Annotated in this window: 21 protein-coding genes; 11 read left to right on the top strand and 10 right to left on the bottom strand. The window is 70.6% G+C overall.

The window, feature by feature from the left end:
* The first annotated feature begins 46 nt into the window (after window positions 1-46).
* Window positions 47-757 (top strand): winged helix-turn-helix transcriptional regulator, encoded by a 711-nt coding sequence (locus tag Psi02_RS16595; protein WP_203975040.1) that lies wholly within the window; start codon window positions 47-49, stop codon window positions 755-757.
* A 72-nt stretch (window positions 758-829) separates the two neighbouring features.
* On the opposite strand, the gene Psi02_RS16590 is transcribed toward Psi02_RS16595, so the two are convergent.
* A complete protein-coding gene (locus tag Psi02_RS16590; protein WP_203975039.1) occupies window positions 830-2,290 on the bottom strand; it encodes an MFS transporter in 1,461 nt (486 codons plus the stop codon).
* A gap of 128 nt (window positions 2,291-2,418) precedes the next feature.
* On the opposite strand from Psi02_RS16590, the gene Psi02_RS16585 reads away from it, so the two are divergent.
* A complete protein-coding gene (locus tag Psi02_RS16585; RefSeq protein ID WP_203975038.1) occupies window positions 2,419-2,913 on the top strand; it encodes a MarR family winged helix-turn-helix transcriptional regulator in 495 nt (164 codons plus the stop codon).
* Window positions 2,914-3,012: 99 nt separating this feature from the next.
* Here Psi02_RS16585 and Psi02_RS16580 read toward each other — a convergent pair whose 3' ends face one another.
* Window positions 3,013-3,408, bottom strand: a complete 396-nt coding sequence (locus tag Psi02_RS16580; RefSeq protein ID WP_203975037.1) for an STAS domain-containing protein — start codon at window positions 3,406-3,408, stop codon at window positions 3,013-3,015.
* Window positions 3,409-3,766: 358 nt separating this feature from the next.
* Here Psi02_RS16580 and Psi02_RS40095 point away from each other — a divergent pair, with 358 nt between their 5' ends.
* The 3 genes from Psi02_RS40095 to Psi02_RS16565 all read left to right on the top strand — a co-directional run bounded on the left by Psi02_RS40095 (window position 3,767) and on the right by Psi02_RS16565 (window position 6,251).
* A complete protein-coding gene (locus tag Psi02_RS40095; RefSeq protein ID WP_239094938.1) occupies window positions 3,767-4,078 on the top strand; it encodes a UBP-type zinc finger domain-containing protein in 312 nt (103 codons plus the stop codon).
* A 69-nt stretch (window positions 4,079-4,147) separates the two neighbouring features.
* Window positions 4,148-5,104 (top strand): acyl-CoA desaturase, encoded by a 957-nt coding sequence (locus Psi02_RS16570; RefSeq protein WP_239094937.1) that lies wholly within the window; start codon window positions 4,148-4,150, stop codon window positions 5,102-5,104.
* Window positions 5,105-5,273: 169 nt separating this feature from the next.
* Entirely contained in the window at window positions 5,274-6,251 is a 978-nt protein-coding gene (locus tag Psi02_RS16565; RefSeq protein ID WP_203975034.1) for a LysR family transcriptional regulator, read from the top strand.
* 190 nt (window positions 6,252-6,441) lie between these two features.
* Here Psi02_RS16565 and Psi02_RS16560 read toward each other — a convergent pair whose 3' ends face one another.
* The 4 genes from Psi02_RS16560 to Psi02_RS16545 form a co-directional block, all read right to left on the bottom strand.
* Entirely contained in the window at window positions 6,442-7,653 is a 1,212-nt protein-coding gene (locus tag Psi02_RS16560; RefSeq protein WP_203975033.1) for an ice-binding family protein, read from the bottom strand.
* A gap of 527 nt (window positions 7,654-8,180) precedes the next feature.
* The gene (locus Psi02_RS16555; RefSeq protein WP_203975032.1) at window positions 8,181-9,077 is read right to left on the bottom strand and encodes a helix-turn-helix domain-containing protein; all 897 of its coding nucleotides are present in this window, start codon (window positions 9,075-9,077) and stop codon (window positions 8,181-8,183) included.
* 86 nt (window positions 9,078-9,163) lie between these two features.
* The gene (locus Psi02_RS16550; RefSeq protein WP_203975031.1) at window positions 9,164-10,801 is read right to left on the bottom strand and encodes an ABC-F family ATP-binding cassette domain-containing protein; all 1,638 of its coding nucleotides are present in this window, start codon (window positions 10,799-10,801) and stop codon (window positions 9,164-9,166) included.
* A gap of 75 nt (window positions 10,802-10,876) precedes the next feature.
* Window positions 10,877-11,329: a MarR family winged helix-turn-helix transcriptional regulator gene (locus tag Psi02_RS16545; protein ID WP_203975030.1), complete on the bottom strand. Its 453-nt coding sequence runs from the start codon at window positions 11,327-11,329 to the stop codon at window positions 10,877-10,879.
* A 54-nt stretch (window positions 11,330-11,383) separates the two neighbouring features.
* Between Psi02_RS16545 and Psi02_RS16540 the strand changes: the two genes are divergently transcribed.
* The 4 genes from Psi02_RS16540 (at window position 11,384) to Psi02_RS16525 (ending at window position 15,215) form a co-directional block, all read left to right on the top strand.
* Window positions 11,384-12,256 carry an alpha/beta fold hydrolase gene (locus tag Psi02_RS16540; protein ID WP_203975029.1) on the top strand — a complete coding sequence of 291 codons (873 nt, stop codon included), beginning with the start codon at window positions 11,384-11,386 and terminating at the stop codon, window positions 12,254-12,256.
* 69 nt (window positions 12,257-12,325) lie between these two features.
* The gene (locus tag Psi02_RS16535) at window positions 12,326-12,760 is read left to right on the top strand and encodes a DUF2809 domain-containing protein (protein WP_203975028.1); all 435 of its coding nucleotides are present in this window, start codon (window positions 12,326-12,328) and stop codon (window positions 12,758-12,760) included.
* Between the two features lie 20 nt (window positions 12,761-12,780).
* Entirely contained in the window at window positions 12,781-13,599 is an 819-nt protein-coding gene (locus Psi02_RS16530) for a PIG-L family deacetylase (protein WP_203975027.1), read from the top strand.
* Between the two features lie 245 nt (window positions 13,600-13,844).
* Window positions 13,845-15,215, top strand: coding sequence for a sensor histidine kinase (locus Psi02_RS16525; protein ID WP_203975026.1), 1,371 nt, complete (start codon window positions 13,845-13,847; stop codon window positions 15,213-15,215).
* Between the two features lie 71 nt (window positions 15,216-15,286).
* On the opposite strand, the gene Psi02_RS16520 is transcribed toward Psi02_RS16525, so the two are convergent.
* Window positions 15,287-16,450, bottom strand: a complete 1,164-nt coding sequence (locus Psi02_RS16520) for a winged helix DNA-binding domain-containing protein (RefSeq protein WP_203975024.1) — start codon at window positions 16,448-16,450, stop codon at window positions 15,287-15,289.
* Window positions 16,451-16,511: 61 nt separating this feature from the next.
* Between Psi02_RS16520 and Psi02_RS16515 the strand changes: the two genes are divergently transcribed.
* Together Psi02_RS16515 and Psi02_RS16510 are read left to right on the top strand one after the other, a co-directional pair.
* Entirely contained in the window at window positions 16,512-17,522 is a 1,011-nt protein-coding gene (locus tag Psi02_RS16515) for a helix-turn-helix transcriptional regulator (RefSeq protein ID WP_203975022.1), read from the top strand.
* A 168-nt stretch (window positions 17,523-17,690) separates the two neighbouring features.
* Window positions 17,691-18,704 (top strand): zinc-dependent alcohol dehydrogenase, encoded by a 1,014-nt coding sequence (locus Psi02_RS16510; protein WP_203975020.1) that lies wholly within the window; start codon window positions 17,691-17,693, stop codon window positions 18,702-18,704.
* Window positions 18,705-18,761: 57 nt separating this feature from the next.
* Here the strand turns inward: Psi02_RS16510 and Psi02_RS16505 are convergent, their stop codons facing one another.
* The 3 genes from Psi02_RS16505 to Psi02_RS16495 form a co-directional block, all read right to left on the bottom strand.
* A complete protein-coding gene (locus Psi02_RS16505) occupies window positions 18,762-19,865 on the bottom strand; it encodes an ADP-ribosylglycohydrolase family protein (RefSeq protein WP_203975018.1) in 1,104 nt (367 codons plus the stop codon).
* Between the two features lie 67 nt (window positions 19,866-19,932).
* Window positions 19,933-20,568 (bottom strand): class I SAM-dependent methyltransferase, encoded by a 636-nt coding sequence (locus tag Psi02_RS16500; RefSeq protein WP_203975016.1) that lies wholly within the window; start codon window positions 20,566-20,568, stop codon window positions 19,933-19,935.
* A complete protein-coding gene (locus tag Psi02_RS16495) occupies window positions 20,565-20,996 on the bottom strand; it encodes a DUF6069 family protein (protein ID WP_239094935.1) in 432 nt (143 codons plus the stop codon). The genes Psi02_RS16500 and Psi02_RS16495 overlap by 4 nt, the downstream gene beginning before the upstream one ends.
* Window positions 20,997-21,176 lie beyond the last annotated feature (180 nt).

Genomic DNA, 21,176 nt, shown 5'->3' with positions numbered 1-21,176 from the left:
GGAGTGGATGCTCCTGATATGCAAGCGCTTTGGCTACACTCCTGCCATGACGGGCAAGCGCACTTATGACGACCCGTGCGGCATCGCGCGCGGACTGGACCTGGTCGGTGAACGGTGGGCCCTCCTGGTCGTCCGTGAGCTCCTGCTGGGCCCCAAACGGTTCTCCGGTCTGCACCGCGGTCTGCCCGCCTTGAGCCAGAACGTCCTGACTCACCGGTTGCGTGAACTGGAGGAGGCCGGGGTCGTACGGCGGCGCAGGCTCGGGCCTCCCGCCGTCTCCTGGGCGTACGAGCTGACGGCCTGGGGCCGTGAGCTGGAGCCGGTCCTGTTCCATCTGGGCCGCTGGGGGAGCCGCGCGCCGATGACGACGGACGGGGAGCTGAGCACCGACGCGCTCATCATCGCGATGCGCACGGCCTTCGACGGCGAGGCGGCCGGTGAGTTCAGGGCCCAGGTCGAGTTGTGGCTGGGCGACGACCGCTTCCACGCCGGGGTCGCCGACGGCAGGGTCGACCTCAGCCGCGTCGCCCTCGGCCGGACCGGACCGGATACGGGCGGGAACGGGGACGGGCCGAATGCCGTGCCGGGCACGGCCGTTCTGCGAATGACCGGCCCGGCCACACTGCGAGCCCTGGTGTTCGGCGGCCGTGACCTCGATGACGCACTGCGGGCGGGAGACCTCGATCTCCTCGGCGACCGGCGGGTCGCCGAGCGGTTCCTCGCCTTGTTCCCGCGCCCCACACCCGCGATGGCGTGAAGCGCCGAAACGGCGCCGGCCGCCGCCCCACCACGGGGCCGCCTGGTCCGGCGCCGTCCACGTCGCGTTTCTCTACCGGAGGGCGGACCCTTCCACGACGGCGTCCTGGGCGCCCTGCCGGGCGGTGCGCCGGGCGAGCGCGCCTCCCGCACGGCCGGGGATGGCAAGGACGACGAGGGCGGCGAGCAGGGCGACGCCCGCGGCGATCATGAAGTCGGCGCGGAACCCGGCCTCGGAGGGCACGCTGACCGGACCCAGCTTGACGGTCATGTGGGCCAGGACCACGCCCATGACGGCGCTGGCGGTCGAGGTGCCGATCGAACGCATCAGGCTGTTCAGCCCGTTGGCCGCGGCGCTCTCGGAGGCGGGGGCGGCACTCATGATCAGGGCCGGCATGGCCGCGTAGGCGAAGCCGACACCCCCGCTGATCACCGCGGCGAAGACCAGCACGCCCCACGCGCTGCCCATGAGCGTGAGCGCCACGCCGTACCCGCCGGCGATCACGAGCGCGCCGATGAGCAGGGAGATCTTGGGCCCGCGCGCGGCGGAGATTCTGGCGGCGAGCGGTGAGACGGCCATCATGACCAGACCTGCGGGGGCCATCCACAGTCCGGCCTCGAGCATGGTCTGGCCCAGGCCGTAGCCGGTGGCCTCGGGAAGCTGCAGCAACTGCGGAGCGACCAGGGACATCGCGTACATCGCGAAACCGACCACGATGGACGCGAGGTTCGTCATGAGGATCGGGCGGCGTGAGCTGGTGCGCAGGTCGACCAGCGGGGCCGTGTGGCGCAGTTCCCACGCGCCCCACAGGAGGAGGATCACGGCCGCGGCGGCGAACAAGCCGAGCGTGGTGCCGCTGCCCCAGCCCCAGTCGCCGCCCTTGGAGATCGGCAGCAGCAGGCAGAGCAGTCCCGCGGACAGGCCGATCGCGCCGACGAAGTCGAAGCGCCCGCCCGCCCGTACGGAGGACTCGGGGATGAAGAAGAGGACCAGCACGCCCGCGATGAGCCCGAGGGCGCCCGAGCCCCAGAAGAGCACGTGCCAGTCGGCGTTCTGCGCGACGGCGGCCGACGCCGGCAGGCCGAGGGCGCCGCCGACTCCGAGCGAGGAGCTCATGATCGCCATGGCCGAGCCCAGCCGTTCAGCGGGCAGGACGTCGCGCATGATGCTGATCCCGAGGGGGATGACGCCCATCCCGAAGCCCTGCAGCGTCCGGCCGATTACCATCGGGGCGAGCGAGTTCGCGGGCGCGCACACCAGCGAGCCGATGACCAGCAGGGCGGTGCTGATCAGCAGCAGGCGCCGCTTGCCGTACAGGTCGCCGAGCCGGCCGACGACCGGCGTGGCGACCGCTCCTCCGAGCAGCGTGGCGGTGATCGCCCACGTGGCGTTGGCCGCCGAGGTGTGCAGAAGCTGAGGCAGCTCTGGGATGAGGGGGACGACCAGGGTCTGCATGACCGACACCGTGATTCCGGCGGCGGCCAGCACGCTCACGATCGCGCCGGTGCGCGATACGGGGGCGGTGGTGCTCATGACGTCTCCGCTCGACGTTGACAAAGCCCGGCCAGGATCCCCGGACCAGGCGATATGCATCATACATATGCTGTGCAGCATGCATAATCGGGGGGTGGGGTCCAGTCGAGGCACGAGGAGGTGCGGGCATGGAGAGAGAGATCACGGAAATCGAGCGTGAGCTGAGGCTGATCGGCCGCAGTGTCGCCATGGGCGCGTTCGGGACGAAAGGTCGTTTAGAACGCAGCGCCTACCTCCTGCTCAGCCGGATCGAGATCGAGGGGCCGATGTCGATCGGCCAGCTCGCGGAGGCGTTCGGGCTGGACACGTCGACGGTCAACCGCCAGACCGCGGCGCTGCTGCGCTCCGGCGTGGCCGAGCGGATCCCCGACCCGGACGGCGGGATGGCGCGCAAGGTGCGCATCACGGCCGAGGGCCTGCGCCGCCTGCACGCCGACCGTGCCTGGGCCACCGACGGGCTGGGTGTCGTGCTGGCCGACTGGACGCCGGAGGACCTCGCCGACTTCGCTTGCGTTCTGGCCCGGTTCAACATGGCGGTCGAGGACCACGAGGGGCGCTCCTGGCCTCGTCCCGGCCTGCCGGGAACGGCGGGCTCGCTCAACCGGCCCCCCGCCGACGGCTGACCATCCTCCGCCTTCCGCGGGGAAACGGGTGATGCCACAAGGACCTGATCACCCGTTGATCTGTTCAGCCGTACGTGTTCATGAGTCTCGCCGCAGTGGCTACGCCGGCTCCTCCGGACAGAGATGGGGCGCGTCGTGCCAGCCGGTGAGGTCGAGCAGGCGCCGCACGCGCGGCGGCACCGAGCGCAACGTCAGAACGTCGTCGCCCTCCAGCCGGGCGGCGGCCGTGACCAGGGCGCGGAGGGCGCCGACGTCGATGAACACCAGGCCGCCGAGGTCGACGAAGAGGCTGCCGCCACTCGCCAGCGAGGCGAGCGCGTGAGTCAGGGCCGCCATGGTGGTGCGGTCGAGATCACCCTCGATCCAGAGTCCCTGCGGACAGACGGGCGGGGTGATGCGCAGGCGGGACCCGGAGGCCTCGAAAGGTCCGCCGGCGTGGCCGCCGATGATGTTGAGGGGACCTCGTGGTCCGCTGGTCGTGCCACCGGCTTTCATTTCCGCCTCCTAGATCACGACGAGAAAGGGTCGTCACTCCTTTGGGCGGTCAGCGTGCGGTCTGTCCGACCCGCCGTGAACATCCGGCGTGCACGCCTGAAGGCGGGAGCCGGGCACCTCGAGTCAACGACATCCACCGGCGAACGGACACGGCCGATGTCAGCAAAGCTCATCGTCGTCGCAGATCGCATTGGGTCGCGCCCAGGAATTCAAAGGGGTGGCGCTCGACGGCAGGCCCGCTATCGCGGCGGGTGATGACCTTTGCTGGGATTGCCCGTTTCCACCCGGCGGGCCGGTCACGTTGACTGTATGCATCAGTTGGCGCATCTTGCGTCACTGTCGCCGTTAGGGGGTCGTGATGACCCTGTATGTGGAAAGCGTGAAGGTCAGCACGCACAGCGGTCCAAACGGCGGGGCGCCGCGCTGCCAGCACCTCCGCGTGCCGCCGGGGGCCGAACAGGGCGCCCCTGAATGTGCGATGTGTCTGATCCTCGGCCTGACCTGGGCGCGGCTGGTGGTCTGCCTGACATGTGGGTGGGTGGCCTGTTCCGATGATTCGCCGGGCGGCCACGCCCGGGCGCACTACCAGGAGACCGACCATCCGGTGGTCGGCGCGCTGGAGACGGAGACGGCCTGGCGATGGTGCTACGTGCACGGCCGGGCCCTGTGAAGCGAGACGGAAAGAGAGCTCATGACTGTTTCTGAACAACCGGTGAGACGCCGGGAGGACTATGACGGTGTGTCACCTTTCCCCGGGACCGTGGAGCACGCTCCAGCCGGCCGGGCCCAGAGGTGGCTGACCGGGACGATCGTGGTGGTGCCGTTCGTCGCGCTGGGGCTCGGGGTCTGGCTGGCATGGGGGCACGGCGTCGCGCTCACGGATCTGCTGCTGGCCGCGGTCTTCTATGTGGTGACCGGGCTCGGGACGACGGTGGGGTTCCACCGGCTGCTCACCCACGGATCCTTCACGGCCCGCCCGTGGCTCCGGGTGGTCCTGGCGGTCGCCGGCTCGATGAGCTTCCAGGGCAACGTGATCGACTGGGTCGCGACCCACCGCCGCCATCACGCCTTCACCGACCGCCCCGGCGATCCGCACTCCCCCTACCGGTACGGCACCAGCCTGTACGGCCAGCTCCGCGGGCTCGCGCACGCCCATCTCGGCTGGATGTTCACCGACGATCCGACCCCGGCGTCCCGCTACGCACCCGACCTGCTCGCCGACCCGGCGATGGTGAGGGTGGCACGCGCCTTCCCCGCCCTGTGCGCCGTGTCGCTGGGACTGCCGTTCCTGGCCGGGTGGGCGATCAGCGGCAGCCTGTTCGGCGGGATCACCGCGTTCCTGTGGGCCGGGCTTGTCCGCGTCGCTCTCCTGCAGCACGTCACCTGGAGCGTCAACTCCCTCTGCCACGTCGTCGGAAGCAGGCCGTTCACCACGCGCCGCCACGACCGCTCGACCAACCTGTGGCCGCTGGCCCTGCTCTCATTCGGGGAGAGCTGGCACAACGGCCACCACAGCGAACCCACCTGCGCCCGGCACGGCCTGGACCGGTACCAGATCGACCCGGCCGCCGGACTGATCCGGATCTTCGAGCGGCTGGGCTGGGCCACCGACGTCCGATGGGCCGACCACGACCGCATCGAAGGCCGCCGCAGGACCGACGCCTCCCCGGAAGCCCGCGCACCGGCCGGACTCTGACCGGCGCCCGGAGGCCGCCGTCGGCGATGTGGGCGATCACCATCTGCGGTGATCGTGACGGCCTTGTCTCCCCGATCCATGCGCCTGGACGTCCACCGGCCTTCTTGGGGACCTAGGGTGTGGAGAAGGGTCCGCCTCGGCACCGCCCTGCGGGAAGGGGGTGGCGGCCATGGAACTACGCCAACTCCGGTATTTCGTGACCCTGGCTGAGGAACTGCACTTCGGCCGGGCAGCCCTTCGCGAGCACATCGTGCAGTCCGCCCTGAGTCAGCAGGTGCAACGTCTCGAACGGGAACTCGGGGTGCGACTGCTGAATCGCAGCACCCACCACGTCGAGCTCACTCCGGCCGGCGCCGCCTTCCTCGTCGAGGCCCGCCAGATCCTCGACCATGTCGGCCGGGCGGCCCATGCGGCCCGGAACACCGCCGGGTCGCCGCCAACCCTCCGGGCAGGCATCGTCGACGCGAGCTACGACACCATGCCGCAGATCCTGCGAGCCGTGCAGCGGCGCCATCCGGAACTGACGATCCACCAGATCGAAGCCGGCGCCCCTGAGCAGTACCGTCAGCTGGCGGACGGACGTCTGGAGATCGGGATCGGCCACGCCTCCCAGCCCTCGCCCAGCGTGGCCTCCGAGCTCATCCGGCTCGATCCGCTGGGCGTGCTGGTCCCCGCCACCCACCGCTTCGCCACCCAGGACGGCGTGCCGGTCGCCGCGTTGGCTGAGGAACGGCTCCTGCTCGGCGAGGAGACCCAGACTCCGGAGTTCAACCAGTTCGTCGGGGAACTATGCGGCTCGGTCGGATTCGTCCCCACCGTCTACGAGGGAACCGTCGAGAGCAACCGCGCAGCCGCCGATCTGGTGCTCCAGCAACGGTGTGTCCTGTGCGTGCCGGCTTCCTCCCGTACGTCCAGCCGGCCGGGCACCGTATGGCGGCCGCTGATCGAACCGGTGCCGCTCTACCCGTGGTCGCTCCTGTGGCGCGCGGGGGATCCGTCACCCTACGTGGCCGCCGTCATCGATGCGGCCCGGCAGATCGCCGGCCGACTCGGCTGGCTGGAAACCGCCGACCCGCCCGCCGATCTCCCCGGCCATCTGGCCTCCAGCGAAACAGCACCGGCGGTCAGCGACGACCGACCTTCCTGATCGCCCGTTCGTCCTGCTTCCGAACCGGGCCGCGACAACCCGGTCATCTCCTCGGATCGTCGGACCGACACGAGTGCGGGGCCCGTCCGAACGATCGGACGGGCCCCGCGGCCGTCGAGCTGTCACGTCACCGTTTCCGGTCATGCGGCTCGGCTGTGTCGCACCTGCGCCGTCCGGTCACACGGCTTCGCTACCCCCGTGGTCGCACATGGTTGAAGTGCGGCGTCTGATGCAGGGTCCATCCGTCCTCACTGACACCCGTCACGGCATGAGGCGCCTTGACGATCAAGGTGGTGTGGTCCTTCTTGCGGTGGATGGCCGGGGCCACGTCCCTGTCCTTGTGCTTGACCGCCTGAGGTTTCTTCACCACCACTATTTTTCGCACCACCGGGCACACACCGCCCGGTCCGACCCGCTGGTTAGACAATGCGGCGCTGGGGTTCAGCGCGAGCACGCCTTGGTAGACCGCGACGATCTGGTGCGTTCCCTCGCTGAGGTTCGTGTAGCTCAAGGTGGCGCGCCCGTTGGCGTCGAGCGGGACCGTGCCCAGGCTCGCGCCGTCGGAGCTGAAGGCGATCGATCCCGGCGGGATGGGCCCGGCTGTGGATCTCACCGTCGCGGTGAAGGAGATCCGGCCCGGCACTCCCGCGGCGCAGGAGGAGGTCAGCGTGGTGGTGGTGGTCCTGTTGGGCGGAATCGCGCAGTCGGACCGTGTGACGGTGTTGGAGTCCAAATTGACGGCCCCGGTGCGGGCCAGGAGGCGGCCGATCACGGTCGCGCCGGTGTTCGCGGTGATCGTGGCCTGCGCCATGATGTTTCCGACGAACGTGGAGGTCACGCCGAGAGTGGCCGAGCTGCCGACCTGCCAGAAGACGTTGCACGCCTGGGCGCCGTTGATGAGGAGCACCTGGCTGCTGACTGCGGTGACGAGGGTGCTGGCCGTCTGGAAGATAAAGACGGCGTTCGGGTCCCCCCGCGCGTCGAGAGTCAGTGGGCCCGCGCCTGTGGTGATCTGGAAGTCACCCGCCGCGGATCTGTACACGCCTGGCGGCTTGATGGTCCCGCCGAGCTCCGTCCCCACGATGGTGGGAGTCCGAGAGGCGGCGTCGTTGTAGGCGGTGGTCAGGCCGGCCTGACCACTTACGGCCTCGGGGGCGGCGTCGACGAAGGTGGATCCGTTCGTCACCATGCCGGGCGGGAAGTTGGTCACGGCCGTACCCGGGCTCACGCCGAGGTCGCCGGAGACGACCGTGGGGGTGACGGTGTTCGTGACCGTCGACGAGGCCAGAACCGCGAATCTCGTTGCACCGCCGAGTTCCACCCGCAAGGGTGATGCCGCACTCGCGACGTTCGGTGCAGCGACGACGGCCCCCATCGCGATCAGTGCCGCGAGCCCTGCCATCCAGGGACGGGTGATATTTCGTGACGCGACACGGGGGTGACTGGCGTTAATCATAAGCCGTCCTTTTCCCTGGTATTTACTCAGTTCAGGCGCATCACCCACATGCGCCATTGTCTCCGACTCTACTTAGCGATCGCGTCATTCCCGTTATCCGACATGCGGATCATATTGGGGGTCGATGATTATCGCGATGTAAATAAATATGGAGAGTTGTCGGAAATACCCGATCAGATCTCTCGGCGGCATCGGCCTTGGTGTCCGGGCAGGTAGAAGGCTGTCTGATCACGGAAGGAGGTCTGCACGTGCCCAGAATGCCTCGATCATTGCCATGAAATTTCCTGCCGCGAAGATGAATGTCGGGGATTTGCGGTAAAGGATTCGTGATATCGCTAATCGGCCGGGTCGCACGGTAATAGCCCGCTTTGCGCAATATGAGCGGCCATGGTCGCGACGGCGTGTGCGGGTGAATCGCCTTCGCCGCTCGATGGAAACGTCATCGTGTGCGACCGGCGCGATGACCGGCCGGATCAGTCGCGGAGGGAGCGCGCGCGTCTCCGCCCGGCGACGTCCGGAACGGCACGGCGAACGGACCGGGGCACGTGAGCGTCGGGTTCGAGTCTGCCCAGGTGTGCGAGGGCCCGTTCGGAGGGACTGCCAGGCTCTGCCGAGCTGACGAATATGCGCAGGTCAGGAGTGCTGGCGATGGCCAATGTCTCGTGCCAGAGGATCAGGTCGCCGACGAGGGGGTGGTGGAGGCGTTTGAGTTCGTCGGTCTTGGCGCGGACGTCGTGGCGGGCCCACATCCGGCGGAAGTCCTCGCTCGCCTCGGAAAGCTCCTCCACCAGTTCGAACAGGGCAGGGTCGTCACGGTCCGCCCCCACGAAGGCGCGCAGATCGGCCAGCTTGGCCAGGGCCTCGTCCTCCCAGTCCAGATAGAACTCGTGCGACGCGGGATTGAGGAAGGTGAACCGCAGCAGGTTGTCGCTGTGGTCCATCCACGCATGGAGGCCGTCGGCCAGATGGTTCCTGGCCAGCACGTCCTGCCGGTGGTTCACCACGAACGCCGGAGCGTGGTCCCACCTGTCCAGAAGCCGCATCACGCCCGCGCTGACCTGGTCGCTCCCGCCGGGAGGCCGGCGCCGGTGGGCCCGGGGGCTGGCGAGATCGTACATGTGTTCGGTGGCTTCCGACGTGAGATCGAAGACCCGCGCCAGGGCCTGGAGCACCTGATCCGAGGGGTGGCGCTCCCTGCCCTGCTCCAGCCGGATGTAGTAGTCCGTGCTGACGCCGGCCAGGGTGGCCACCTCCTCGCGGCGCAACCCCGGGATGCGGCGGCTGCCCCCGCCCGCAAGTCCCACCTGATCAACGGTCGTGACCTGGCGCCTGGCCCGCAGGAAATCGCCAAGTGGCTTCTTGGCGCTCATAGTGACACGCTACGACTCAAATACCGCAAAAGGGTGCATTTGCCCTTTTGATTGGGTCATGTGTGCTTCTGCAGGTCGTGCCGTACTCAGACTTCGGAGATGCGCCCGGCCTCCACCCGCAGGCGGCGGTCCACCTGGACGGCCGCCAGCATCCGCCGGTCATGCGTGACCAGGAGCAGTGTGCCCGGGTAGTTCGCGAGGGCGGACTCCAACTGCTCGATCGCGGGCAGGTCGAGATGGTTGGTCGGTTCGTCGAGCACGAGCAGGTTGACGCCCCGCGCCTGCAGCAGGGCCAGCGCGGCACGCGTCCGCTCGCCGGGGGACAGGGTCGCCGCCGGGCGGGTCACATGCGCGGCCCTCAGCCCGAACTTCGCGAGCAGGGTCCGGACCTCCGCGGGCGGTATCGGTGAGACGAGCGCGGCGAAGGCGTCCAGCAGCGGCTCGTCTCCCAGGAAGAGCCCACGGGCCTGGTCCACCTCGCCGACCACGACGCCGGGGCCCAGTGAGGCGTGGCCCTCGTCGAGCGGGAGCCGGCCGAGCAGTGCGGCCAGCAACGTGGACTTGCCCGAGCCGTTGGCGCCCGTGATCGCCACCCGGTCCGCCCAGCCGATCTCCAGGTCGACGGGCCCGAGCGTGAAGGAGCCGCGCCGGACGACGGCGCCGCGCAGCGTGGCGACGACCGCGCCGGCCCGGGGCGCGGCGGCGATCTCCATCCGCAGTTCCCACTCCTTGCGCGGCTCCTCGACCACGTCGAGCCGCTCGATGAGCTTCTCCGTCTGACGGGCTTTGGCCGCCTGCTTCTCGGTCGACTCGATGCGGACGTTGCGCCCGATCTTGTCGTTGTCGCTCATCTTGCGGCGCGCGTTCCGGACGCCCTTCTCCATCCAGGAGCGCTGGGTACGGGCCCGGGACTCGAGCTGGGCCCGGGTGTCGGCGTACTCGTCGTACTGCTCCCTGGCGTGCGCCCGGGCGACCTCACGTTCCTCCAGGTACGCCTGGTAGCCGCCGCCGTACAGTCGTATCTGCTGCTGGGCGAGGTCGAGTTCGAGCACGCCGGTGACCGTCCTGGCCAGGAACTCGCGGTCGTGGCTGACCAGCACGGTGCTTGAGCGCAGACCGGTGACGAACTTCTCCAGCCGGTCGAGCCCGTCGAGATCGAGGTCGTTGGTCGGCTCGTCGAGCAGGAACACGTCGTAGCGGCTCAGGAGCAGGGACGCGAGGCCCGCGCGCGCGGCCTGGCCGCCCGACAGCGAGGTCATCGGCTGGTCGAGGTCGATGGTGAGACCCAGGTCGGCGGCCACCTCGGCGGCCCTCTCGTCGAGGTCCGCGCCGCCCAGCGTGAGCCAGCGCTCCAGGCTCGTGCTGTAAGCGTCGTCGGCGCCCGTGAGGCCCTCGACCAGCGCCTGGGTGGCGGCGTCGAGGTCGTGTTGCGCCCGGGTGACGCCGGTGCGGCGGCCGAGGAAGTGCCGGACGGTCTCTCCCGGCCTGCGGTCCGGCTCCTGGGGAAGGTGGCCCACGACCGCCGTGGGCGGGGAGAGCCGGATGTCCCCCTCTTCCGGCTCGTCGAGGCCGGCCAGCAGGCGGAGCAGCGTGGACTTGCCCGCGCCGTTGACTCCGACAAGCCCGATGACGTCGCCTGGGGCGACCACGAGGTCGAGCCCCGAGAACAGGACCCGGTCCCCGTGCCCGGCGGCCAGGTCTTTCACCACGATCGTTGCGCTCATATCCCGACCGATGCTAGTGCCGCATCGCGGATGCCGCCGCGTCCGCGGGCGCGGCTGATCGTGTCGGCCCGATGATCAGTGATCACGCGCGTGCGCGCTGTACAGCCGCTGAAGCAGGTCGTTGAGGCTCTCGCGCTCCTCGTTGTCCAGCATCCCGAGGAAGTCGTCCTGTCCTGAGGACGCCGTGGCGGCGAGAGTGCCGGCGAGCGTGTCACCGTCGGCGGTGAGGGTGATCGTGCGGCGGCGGCCGTCCATCGGGTCGGCCTCCCGCCGGATCAGCCCCTTGGCGGCCATCTGATCCAGCACCGGCACGATGTTGCGCGTGTCCACGGCCACCAGCTGCGCGAGCCGTCGCTGACCCAGGGGCCCCTGGTCCTTGAGGACCACCAGCACGGAGTACTGACTCTGGGTCAGGCCGTGAGCGGTGAGGAAGGCCGTCCAGGAGCGGGCGCACAGTGATCCCAGGCGCGCCAGCAGGAACCCGGTGCCGCGCTCGTACGAGGGACGGCGGTCGTCACTTCCGATCACGGCCGCCACCTTACCAGGTAGACATGAATCATGTCTTTTCGGTATACATGATTCATGTCTATTGAGCTGCGTCACAGCCGAGTGGACGTCGGAGACTGCACGCTGCACGTCGTCGAGGCAGGCGACCCCCACGGCCGGCCGTACCTGTTCCTGCACGGCTGGCCGGAATCGTGGCGGACCTGGACGGAGGTCATGGCCCTCGCCGGGCGGGACTCCCGCGCCATCGCCATCGACCTGCCCGGGGTGGGGGAGTCGACCGCCACGGCGGGCGGGGGCGGCAAGCGGGCCCTGGCCGAGAAGGTCCACGAGCTGATCCAGGCCCTCGGGCTCACCGACGTCACCCTGGTCGGGCACGACGCCGGCGGGATGGTCGCCTACGCCTTCCTCCGGAGGTATCCGCAGATCGCTCGCGTCGTCATCATGAACACCGTGATTCCCGGGGTGGAGCCGTGGACCGAGGTCATCAGGAACCCCCACATCTGGCACTTCGGCCTGCACAACGTGCCTGCGCTGCCCGAGACGCTGGTACGGGGACACCAGGCCGACTACTTCGCCTACTTCTACGACGTGTTGTCCGTGGACCCGTCGAAGATCACCGCGGAATCGCGCGCCGCCCATGCCGCCGCCTACGCCAGTGACGCCTCGCTCACCGCCGGGTTCGACCTCTACCGCGCGTTCGCCCAGGACGCCCGGGACAACGCCGCCGCGAGCGCCGCCGTCCACACCCCGGTGCTCTACCTGCGTGGCGGAAGTGAAGGGGGCGACATCGCGACGTACGCCGCCGGGTTCCGCGCGGCCGGGGTGGAGGACCTGACCACGGCCCTGGTGCCGGACGCCGGCCACTTCGCCCAGGAGGAGGCGGCCGCGGAGGTCTGGCGGCTCATCCACGGTTTCGCCACCGGACAGCCGCCGCTGGACGGTGAATGACCCGGCTCGGCGACCCCGCCGAGGAGGAGCCGCGCGGAATCTGTCGGAGGCGGCCGATACGGTCGTGACATGTCGCGTGCCCCCGTCGCCGTGGCCGCGATCGTGACGATCGCCGCCGGGCTGCTGATCAGAGCGTTCCTCGGCGGTCCGTTCGCCAAATACGCGGGGGACGCGCTCTACACCGTCCTGCTGTATCTGCTCGTCCTGCTCGTGGTCCCGGCCGCCCGCCCCTCCCGGGTCGCGGCGATCGCGGTCGCCGCCAGCTGGCTGATCGAGCTGTCGCAGCTCCTCGATCTGCCCGCGCTCGTGCGCCCGATTCTCGGCAGTACGTTCAACCCCCCTGACCTGCTCTGGTACGCCGTGGGAGCCGGGGCGGCCTGGGCGGTCCACGCCGGGCTCGGCAGAGCCGCACGCCCGGGCACGTCGAGCGGAGTCCAGGATGGAAACCACGAATGGGAAGGCCCGGCCGGCGAGGACCCCACGCCGTCGGCGGGCCGGCCGTGACCAACGGAACTGAGGATCGAATGGCTCGAGAGTTGACGGTGATGGCGGTCCACGCCCACCCGGACGACGAAGTGATCAGCACGGGCGGGATCCTGGCCCGCTATTCCCGGGAGGGAATCCGCACGGTCCTGGTGACGTGCACCAACGGGGAGCAGGGTGACGGACCCGGCGGAGTGAAACCGGGTGAACAGGGCCACGACCCCGAGGCGGTGGCCGAGCATCGGCTCGCCGAGCTCCGGGAGTCGGTCGGGCACCTTGGCATCGCCCATGTCGAGCTGCTCGGATACCGGGATTCCGGCATGGACGGCTGGGAGGCCAACGAGCACCCCGACGCCTTCCGCAACGTCCCGGTGGAGATCGCCGCCGCGAGGCTCGGGGAGCTCATGGAGCGTTATCGGCCCCAGGTCGTCGTCACCTATGACGAGAACGGCGGCTACGGTCACCCCGATCACATTCAGGCACATCGGATCGCCGTGGCCGCGACCGAGAGCACCGGGATCCCGGACAAGCTGTACTACGCGGCGATGCCCCGCGCCAGGATGCGGGAGATGTTCGAATACATGCGCTCCGTGGGCGTGGACATGGGCGACGACGAGATGCCCGACGACTTCGGCACGCCGGACGAGCTCGTCACCACCTTCGTCGACGTCGCGCCCTACGCCGAGAACAAGATCAAGGCCCTTCAGGCCCATGCGAGCCAGGAGGACGGGAGTTTCCTGCTGCGGCTGCCCGACGACATCCGGCAGCGCGTCTTCTCCTCAGAGTCCTTCGTCCGTCACTTCTGCCGCATCAGTGCGCCGGATCGGGAGGACGACCTGTTCGCGGGGCTCCGCGCATAGGTGCGAGCGGGAGGGCCGAATGGTGGCTGGCGGTAACGACGAGAGCCCCACGGGCTGGAATCGTGGAGGAGTCACCACCGGCTTTCGTCCGCATCAGGCTGACGGCCGGTTCGACCAGCGGGGATATGTAGCACCCATAAGGCGCATACAATATGCAATTCCCTCTATCGGGGGAGATGGGGCATCTGCGAGGGGGACGCTTTTCGGCCGACAGGCCCGGGCGCGCGACGCGCATCCGGCGCTTGTTGTCGTATGCGCGCCCGCGTTCCATCCGTGGCCGCATCACCGCTCTCATCACGCTGCTGGCCCTGGCCCTCCTCGTCCCCACGGCCGTCGCCGAGGGAGCGGTGGGTCGCCAGGCCATCGCCGACGCCATCTGGCTGGAGGCCAGGCAACAGGCCGACCTCACGGCGGCGGCCGTCCGGGCGGGAACCACGACCGATCCGATCCTCCCGCGGATGGGGGGAGCGACCCTGGTCCAGGTGGTCGCGCCAGACCACCATGTGATCGACGCCTCCAAGGACGCCCGGGGGCTACCGCCCCTCAGCTCGGTCTGGCCGAGTGCGAGTGATCCGGAACGCGATCTGCAGACCTGCGCCTCCGCCCGCGTGGGATGCGTCCGCCTGTCGGCGCTCCGCGTACTGCCGTCGGCGGACTCGCCGGTCGTCTACGCGGGCCGGCCGGTCGCCGCGCTGACCTCGACGGAGATCTTCGCCCGGTTGTTCGGGATTCAGGACGCCGTGCTGGTGCTCCTGGCGGCGTGGGCGACGTGGCAGGTGACCGGTCGCACGCTCAAGCCCGTGGAGGTGATCCGCACCGACCTCGCCGCGATCAATTTCAACGACCTGAGCGGACGGGTGCCCGAGCCTTCGGGGGACGACGAGATCGCCCGGCTCGCCCGGACCGTGAACGGCACGCTGGGCCGGATCGAGAACGCCAAGCGCTCCAGCGACCGGATCCTGAGCAGGCAGCGCCAGTTCGTCGCCGACGCCTCGCATGAGCTGCGCACCCCTCTCGCGGGATTGCGGGCGGAGCTTGAAGAGGCGCAGATGCACCCGGGGGAGACCGACCTGGCCGCCCTGCTGGACGACGCGATGGGCGACGTCGACCGGCTCGAGCAGATCATCACCGATCTGCTGCTGCTGGCCAAGGTCGAGGCCACCGGTGACGGCGAGAGGGCGCATGTGAACCTGTCGGACCTGGCCCAGCGCGAGGTCTCCGAGCGGCCGGGCAGGCCGCAGGTGCGGCTGTGGGCCGAACCCGACGTTTACGTCAGCGCGGTCCAGGCCCAGGTCGTCCGGGCGCTGCGGAATCTGCTCGACAACGCCCAGCGGCACGCGCGGAACGGCGTGGAGGTCCACGTGGGACGGTGCGGCGGCTTCGCGGAACTGGTGGTGTCCGACGACGGGCCGGGCATCCCCGAGACCGACCGCGAACGGGTCTTCGAACGGTTCACTCGGCTGGACGCCGCGCGCAGTCGCGATCATGGGGGCACCGGCCTCGGCCTGGCCATCGCCCGCGACGTCGCCCACGCGCACGGCGGATCGTTGCGGGCGGGCGAGTCACCCGGCGGAGGGGCCAAGTTCGTCTTCAAGATCCCTCTGGCCGAGTCCTGACGGCGGAGTTCCCCGGGAATCCGATGATCGGTTCCCTCGCCGGTGATCCGATCACGGCACCTCTGCGGCGGCTACGCGTGACCGCCGACGGTGACGGTGCCGATCGTCAGCCGGGGCTTCGCCTCGAGGATCTCGCCGACTCGTTCCGCCTGGACGCCGAGTTCGTCGCGCTGCGCGGCGTCGAGCCGCACGAGCGGCTCGACGGTCAGGTCGACCCGGCCGCCCGAGCGGCGCTGATGCCACAGGCCGGCGACCACTCCGTCGACGATCAGGGCCTGGAAGTTCCCCCGGAGCACCCGGTCGCGGGCCCGGCCCGGATAGAGCAGCCCCGGCGGCTGGTTGCCGACACGGTAGGCGTAGGTGTCGAAGTAGGGGAGCAGCCGCACCGACGGCGTCACGGGGGCGGGCACCGCGGTGTCGCCCGCGACCACCCACGCGGCGATTCCTTCGACCTCGACCTGCTGGAGGTCACCGGCCAGGGAGGCGAACAGGTCGGCCGCCCAGCGGGCCGGGGCGTTGAGCCAGTGTGCGAACCGCTGGGGCGTGGCCGGGCCGTACGCCCGCAGATAGCTCTTCACCACGTGGGCGAGGGCAGGAAGCGTCTCGGCGGGTTCGAACCCCGGTGACCACCGGCCGGGATGGGTGTAGGTGATCTTGCGGCCCCTGTTGGGTCCGAAACACAGAACGCCCCGCATCCCTGCGAGGTGGACGGCCTGCCGCCAGCGCGCCCACTTGCCCTGGAACGCGGGCATGACCAGGTCTCCCGCCCAGGACCCCGCCCGGTGGATCACCTCGTCGTTGAGCTCGTCGATCGTCAGCTCTCCGTCCTGCAAGGCCTCCGCGATGGCCGCGAGGACCTTCTCGGTCTGCTCCGGGGTCATCCGTACGTCCTCGGGGAACCCCTCGCGCGGGGGCGGGACGGCCGACAGTGCCGCGACCCACAGGGGCAGGTCGTCACTCGGCAGCAGATGGACGGTGCCGCGCGGGCCGAACGTCTTGATCAGACTGTGGTCGCCCCACAGGGCGGCCCGGACGTCGGTGCGCGTCGCGCCCGCGATGCGCAGACCGACGCCGAGCTCGGCGCCTGAGATGACCTGCGCGTGCACACCCGCCATGGCGCGGGCGACGTCGGCGGGCCGTGATCCGGCCGACGGGCGGGCCAGCCCATGCCACTCCAGCCGCCGGGCGCACACGTCGCGGAAGGAGAGGCGGACGGGGTCGGTCTCGGTGCTCATGAGGCGACCCTAGGCATCATGTAGGTCAGATCCTGGCCCATATGGTCGGCAGGATGGATCCATGGGCGACACCTCCGCACGGCTGCTCACGCTCCTGTCCCTCCTGCAGACCACCCGGGAGTGGCCCGGCACCGAGCTGGCCGAGCGCCTCCAGGTCAGCCCCCGCACCATCCGGCGTGACATCGACCGGCTGCGTGAGCTGGGCTATCCGGTGCGGGCGACGATGGGCGCGGCCGGCGGCTACCGGCTCGCCGCGGGTACGGCCATGCCCCCGGTGCTGCTGGACGACGAGGAGGCGGTGGCGATCGCGGTGGGCCTGCGCACCGCGGCGTGGCATCCGGTGGACGGCATCGAGGAGTCGTCGGTGCGGGCGCTGGCCAAGCTCGAGCAGGTGCTGCCGTCTCGGTTGCGGGCCCGGGTGGGAGCTCTCGGCGCGGCGACCGTCCCGATGCCGTCGGCGGGCGGGCCGCGTTTCGACCCCCGGCACCTGGCGGTCCTCGGTGCCGCCGCGGTCAATCGGGAACGGCTGCGCTTCGCCTACGAGGCGGCTGACGGGAGCGAGAGCAGGCGCCTGGTCGAGCCGTATCGCGTGGTCGCGGCCGGGCGCCGCTGGTACCTGCTGGCCTACGACCTCGATCGGGACGACTGGCGGATCTTCCGGGTCGACCGAATCGGCGACCCCTTTCCGACCGGCGTGCGCGTCCCGCCGCGTGAACCGCCGGAGAAGGACGCGGTGGCATTCGTCAGGAACAGGATGTATTCACTCGCGCCTTCCTACGAGGTGGCGGCGACCGTGCATCTGCCCGCCCGCCAGGTGGTGGCGGCCCTCGGCGCCGCTTCTGGCGACGTCGAGCCGATCGACGAGCACAGCTGCCGTCTGCGCGGGCGGGCCGACACCCTGGAGTGGCTGGCCGCGCGGTTGCTCATGCTCGGGTGCGAGTTGGAAGTGCACGACCCGCCTGAACTGGTGGCCTACCTGCGTGAGCTGGGTGCCCGCGCTGTCCGTGCGGCGGGAGCCGGCCCGGAGCCGCCCGGGGATCACGCCGGGCGGAGCGGGCCCGGTGCGCTCTGACGGGCCGCGGCCCACACGTCCCGCCGCCGGGACTTATCGGAACAATGCTCTGATAAGCGGAACGCCGGTACGATACCGCCCTGTGGAGCCCGAAGACGTGCACAGGCCGCCCCGGCCACGGTCGGCAATCGGCAGGCGCACACGGCGGGTTCCCGCACCGTGACGACCATGCGCGCGTTCGTCATCACCGGGCCCGGACGTGCCGAGGTCCGGGACGTCCCACGGCCGGAGCCCCTTCCCGACGAGGTGATCGTCGACGTCGAGCGTGCCGGTGTCTGCGGAACCGACGCCGAGTTCTTCTCCGGCGAGATGGCCTACCTGCACACCGGGGAGGCGCGTTACCCGATCCGGATCGGCCACGAGTGGGCCGGCGTCGTCTCCGCCGTCGGCGACGCGGCCGACCACTCCTGGATCGGCCGGCGGGTCACCGGCGACACCATGCTCGGCTGCGGGCACTGCCACCGATGCCGCGCCGGTCGACAGCATCTGTGCGCCGACCGCTACGAGATCGGCATCCGCAACGGCCGGCCGGGCGGCCTCGCCGAGCAACTCCCGGTGCCGGTGCGTGCCCTGCAGTCGCTGCCCGACACACTCGATCCGGCGCTCGGCGCCCTGGTCGAGCCGGGCGGCAACGCGCTGCGCGCCGTGCGGGGAGCGGGCCTCCAGCCGGGAGAGCGGCTGCTCGTCCTGGGACCCGGCACGATCGGGCTGCTCGCCGCCCGGATCGCCGCGGCGGAAGGGGCCGAGGTCCACCTGCTGGGCCGTACGCGGCAGTCGCTGGACTTCGCCCGCCGACTCGGCTTCGCCCATGTGTGGACCACGGAGACGTTGCCGGCGCTCCGGTTCGACGCCGTCATCGACGCGTCGAACGCCGCCTCGCTGCCCGGGCTCGCGCTCGACCTGGTCGAGCCGGGACGGCACGTCGTCTACATCGGCCTCGCCGGTGAGCCGAGCCTCGTCGACACCCGGACCATCGCCCTCAAGGACGTCACCGCCGTCGGCGTGCTCAGTGCCTCCGGCGGCCTCGAGGGCACCGTCGGCCTCTACGCCTCCGGCGCCGTCGACCCGCGTCCGCTCGTCGCCGCGACCGTCGCCCTGGAGGACCTCGCCGCGGTGCTCGGCGGCGAACGCCGTCCCGAATGGGGCGACGCCCCGAAGGTCCACGTGGATCCGCGCCGCTGACCGCCACGCGAGGTCGTGCGCGGGAGGACAGGCGGGAGAACGGAACGTGCCCCCAACCTAGGCGCCGGGATATCTGTCCGATCGCGGGTCACCGGAACCGGTGAGCAGGTCGGTGAGGTCGTCGGCGAGTTCGGTGACGGTGTCCCCGCCTTCCAGCCGGGACAGCCAGGGGCGGGGCAGGGCCGCCTCGCCGTGGCGGGTGCCCAGGAGGTTGCCGCAGAGAGAGCCGGTGGAGTCGCTGTCACCGGAATGGTTGACGGCGAGCAGCAGCGCCCGCTCGATGTCGTCCTCGCTGACGAGGGCGCAGTAGACGCCGATCGCGAGCGCCTCCTCTGCGATCCAGGCGCCGCCGAGGCTCTCCACGGCCTCCGGCGACGGGCGTCCTTCGCCCGCCAGGGCCACCGCGGCCTCGACCGCGGCGGTCGTCTCCTCGTGTGCGGGCTGCCCGCCGAGCAGTCCGAGGGTCTCCCGTACGGCCTGGCTCACCGTGGCGCCACGTGACAGGAAGAAGACGATCGCCGCGAAGGCCCCGGCCGCGACGTATCCCGTCGGATGCCCGTGGGTGATCTGGGCGCACTGCGCGGCGAGCCGGAAGGCGCCGGACGCGTCGGACGCGGCCAGGCCGAAGGGGGCGGAACGCATGACGGTGCCGCAGCCCTTGGAGCCGGGGTTGACCGGGCCCGGCATGCCCGGCGCGGCGAGCGGGCCGAGGCTCTGATGCAGGCCGGACAGGCAGGCGTTGCCGGGTGCGCGCCGCGAGTACAGCCAGGCCTGCTCGCGGAGCCACCCCGTGCGGACGAGGCCGTCGACCGGCGGCGGCGAGCGGTGGTCCTGGGTGTCGAGCCAGCGCAGATAGGCGTTGCGGACGACGTCGACATCGGCCCCGGCGATGCCCTTCTCCCTCCGGCGCACACCGGCACGGATCAGTCCCTCGACGGTGAACAGGGTCATCTGGGTGTCGTCGGTGACGAGACCGACCTTGCCGCGCCAGTCGTGCACGAGGTCGGTCAGTCCCTCCCGGCCATGGACGCGCCGGATGACGCCGAGGGAGTCGAACTCGATGGGCGCCCCCAGGGCGTCGCCGATCGCACCGCCGAGCAGGCAGCCGCGCACCCTGCTCCGGAACATCTCGCCATCTGTCTCGTTCTCGCTCACGCGCATGATCTCCTCTCGCTGGAGCGACCGTAGCGAGACGGGGGGACATTTCGCGACGGGTTCGGGACTGAGGTCAGCGGATGAACGCCTGCCCGGCGATGTACGGCCCGTGCACGGCGAGGCGCCTTCCGGAGGCGAACCATCGCAGGTCGATGTCATCCCAGCCCGCGCGCCGGATGGTCTTCCAGGTCTCCCGGCCGGGATCGCAACCGTCCCCGCAGAGCCAGGAGACGCCGGCCCAGATTCTCTGTGACCGCCGCGCCCACGTGCCGGACGGCGCCGCGACGTGTTCGAAGAACAGGAAACGGCCGGGGCGCCGCAGCACTCGCCGGATCTCGGCGAGTACGCGGCCGGGTTCGGACACCGAGCACAGGACGACGGTCGACAGGACGGCGTCCACGCTCCGGTCGGGCAGCGGGATCTCCTCAGCCGGGGCGTCGAGGATCGTCGGCCGGCGGCCGTGGGCGGCGGCGGCCCGCGCCAGCCGGCCGTGCAGGAGCAGGTCCGGTTCGAGGCCGACCCAGGTGACGCCTGCGGGGAGGAGGCCGAAGTTGGCTCCCCGGCCGGCTCCGACTTCGAGAACCGTGCCGGTCAGAGAGCCGAGGAGGCGGTGCTTGCGCCTGGTGTAGGCGGCCATGTCGCCGATCGCCTCATCCACACCCGCCGGGCCGTGATCCGTGTCCGGCCCGGCAGTGCGTCCGGGGTTCACCCGCGGCGCCGTACGGTCAGGCCCGGGATGAGCACCGCCGCGACGACCAGGTGCATGCAGGCCAGCGCCACCGTGCCCGCGGTGGTGACCGCGCCGAGGGGGCCGCTGAGCGAGAGCGCGAGCACCACGACGGCGATCACCGTCCAGATGCGGCGGGCCCTTCTCGTGAGGCGCTCCATCAGTGCGACCGACGCCCAGGCCGCGAACCCGGCGACGAGGCTCGCGGCGACGACGGCGCCCGCGCCGACGTGCTGCTCGGTACCGCTGAGCCGTACGGTCAGGTCGATCCCGGCGAGGGGGTCGGCGACCGCCCAGACCGCCAGGGCGGCGACCGAGGCGCCGGCCACGACGACGAGCCGGCGGACGCGGGTGGGCCGGCCGGCCGCCGGCGTGGTGGAGGTGGGTGCGAGCTCGGGGCGAGCGGACATTTTCGTTCCCTTCGGGGGGTGAAACGCTGTGCCGCCGGGGTTTGTCTCTCGGCGTCCAGTGCAGAATGACCCGCGTGCGACGGCGGGCGCATCGGCCGCGAGGCCGCGGACGGTACGACTCAGGTCGGGCGGAGCATCGACTTTGGTCGGTGTCGGGGATCCGGGGCTCCGATCTACTGT

The sequence above is a fragment of the Planotetraspora silvatica genome (assembly GCF_016863315.1).
Taxonomy (GTDB): Bacteria; Actinomycetota; Actinomycetes; order Streptosporangiales; family Streptosporangiaceae; genus Planotetraspora; species Planotetraspora silvatica.
Note: the sequence above shows the minus strand (reverse complement) of the source record. Positions and strands in the feature narration are given on the sequence as shown.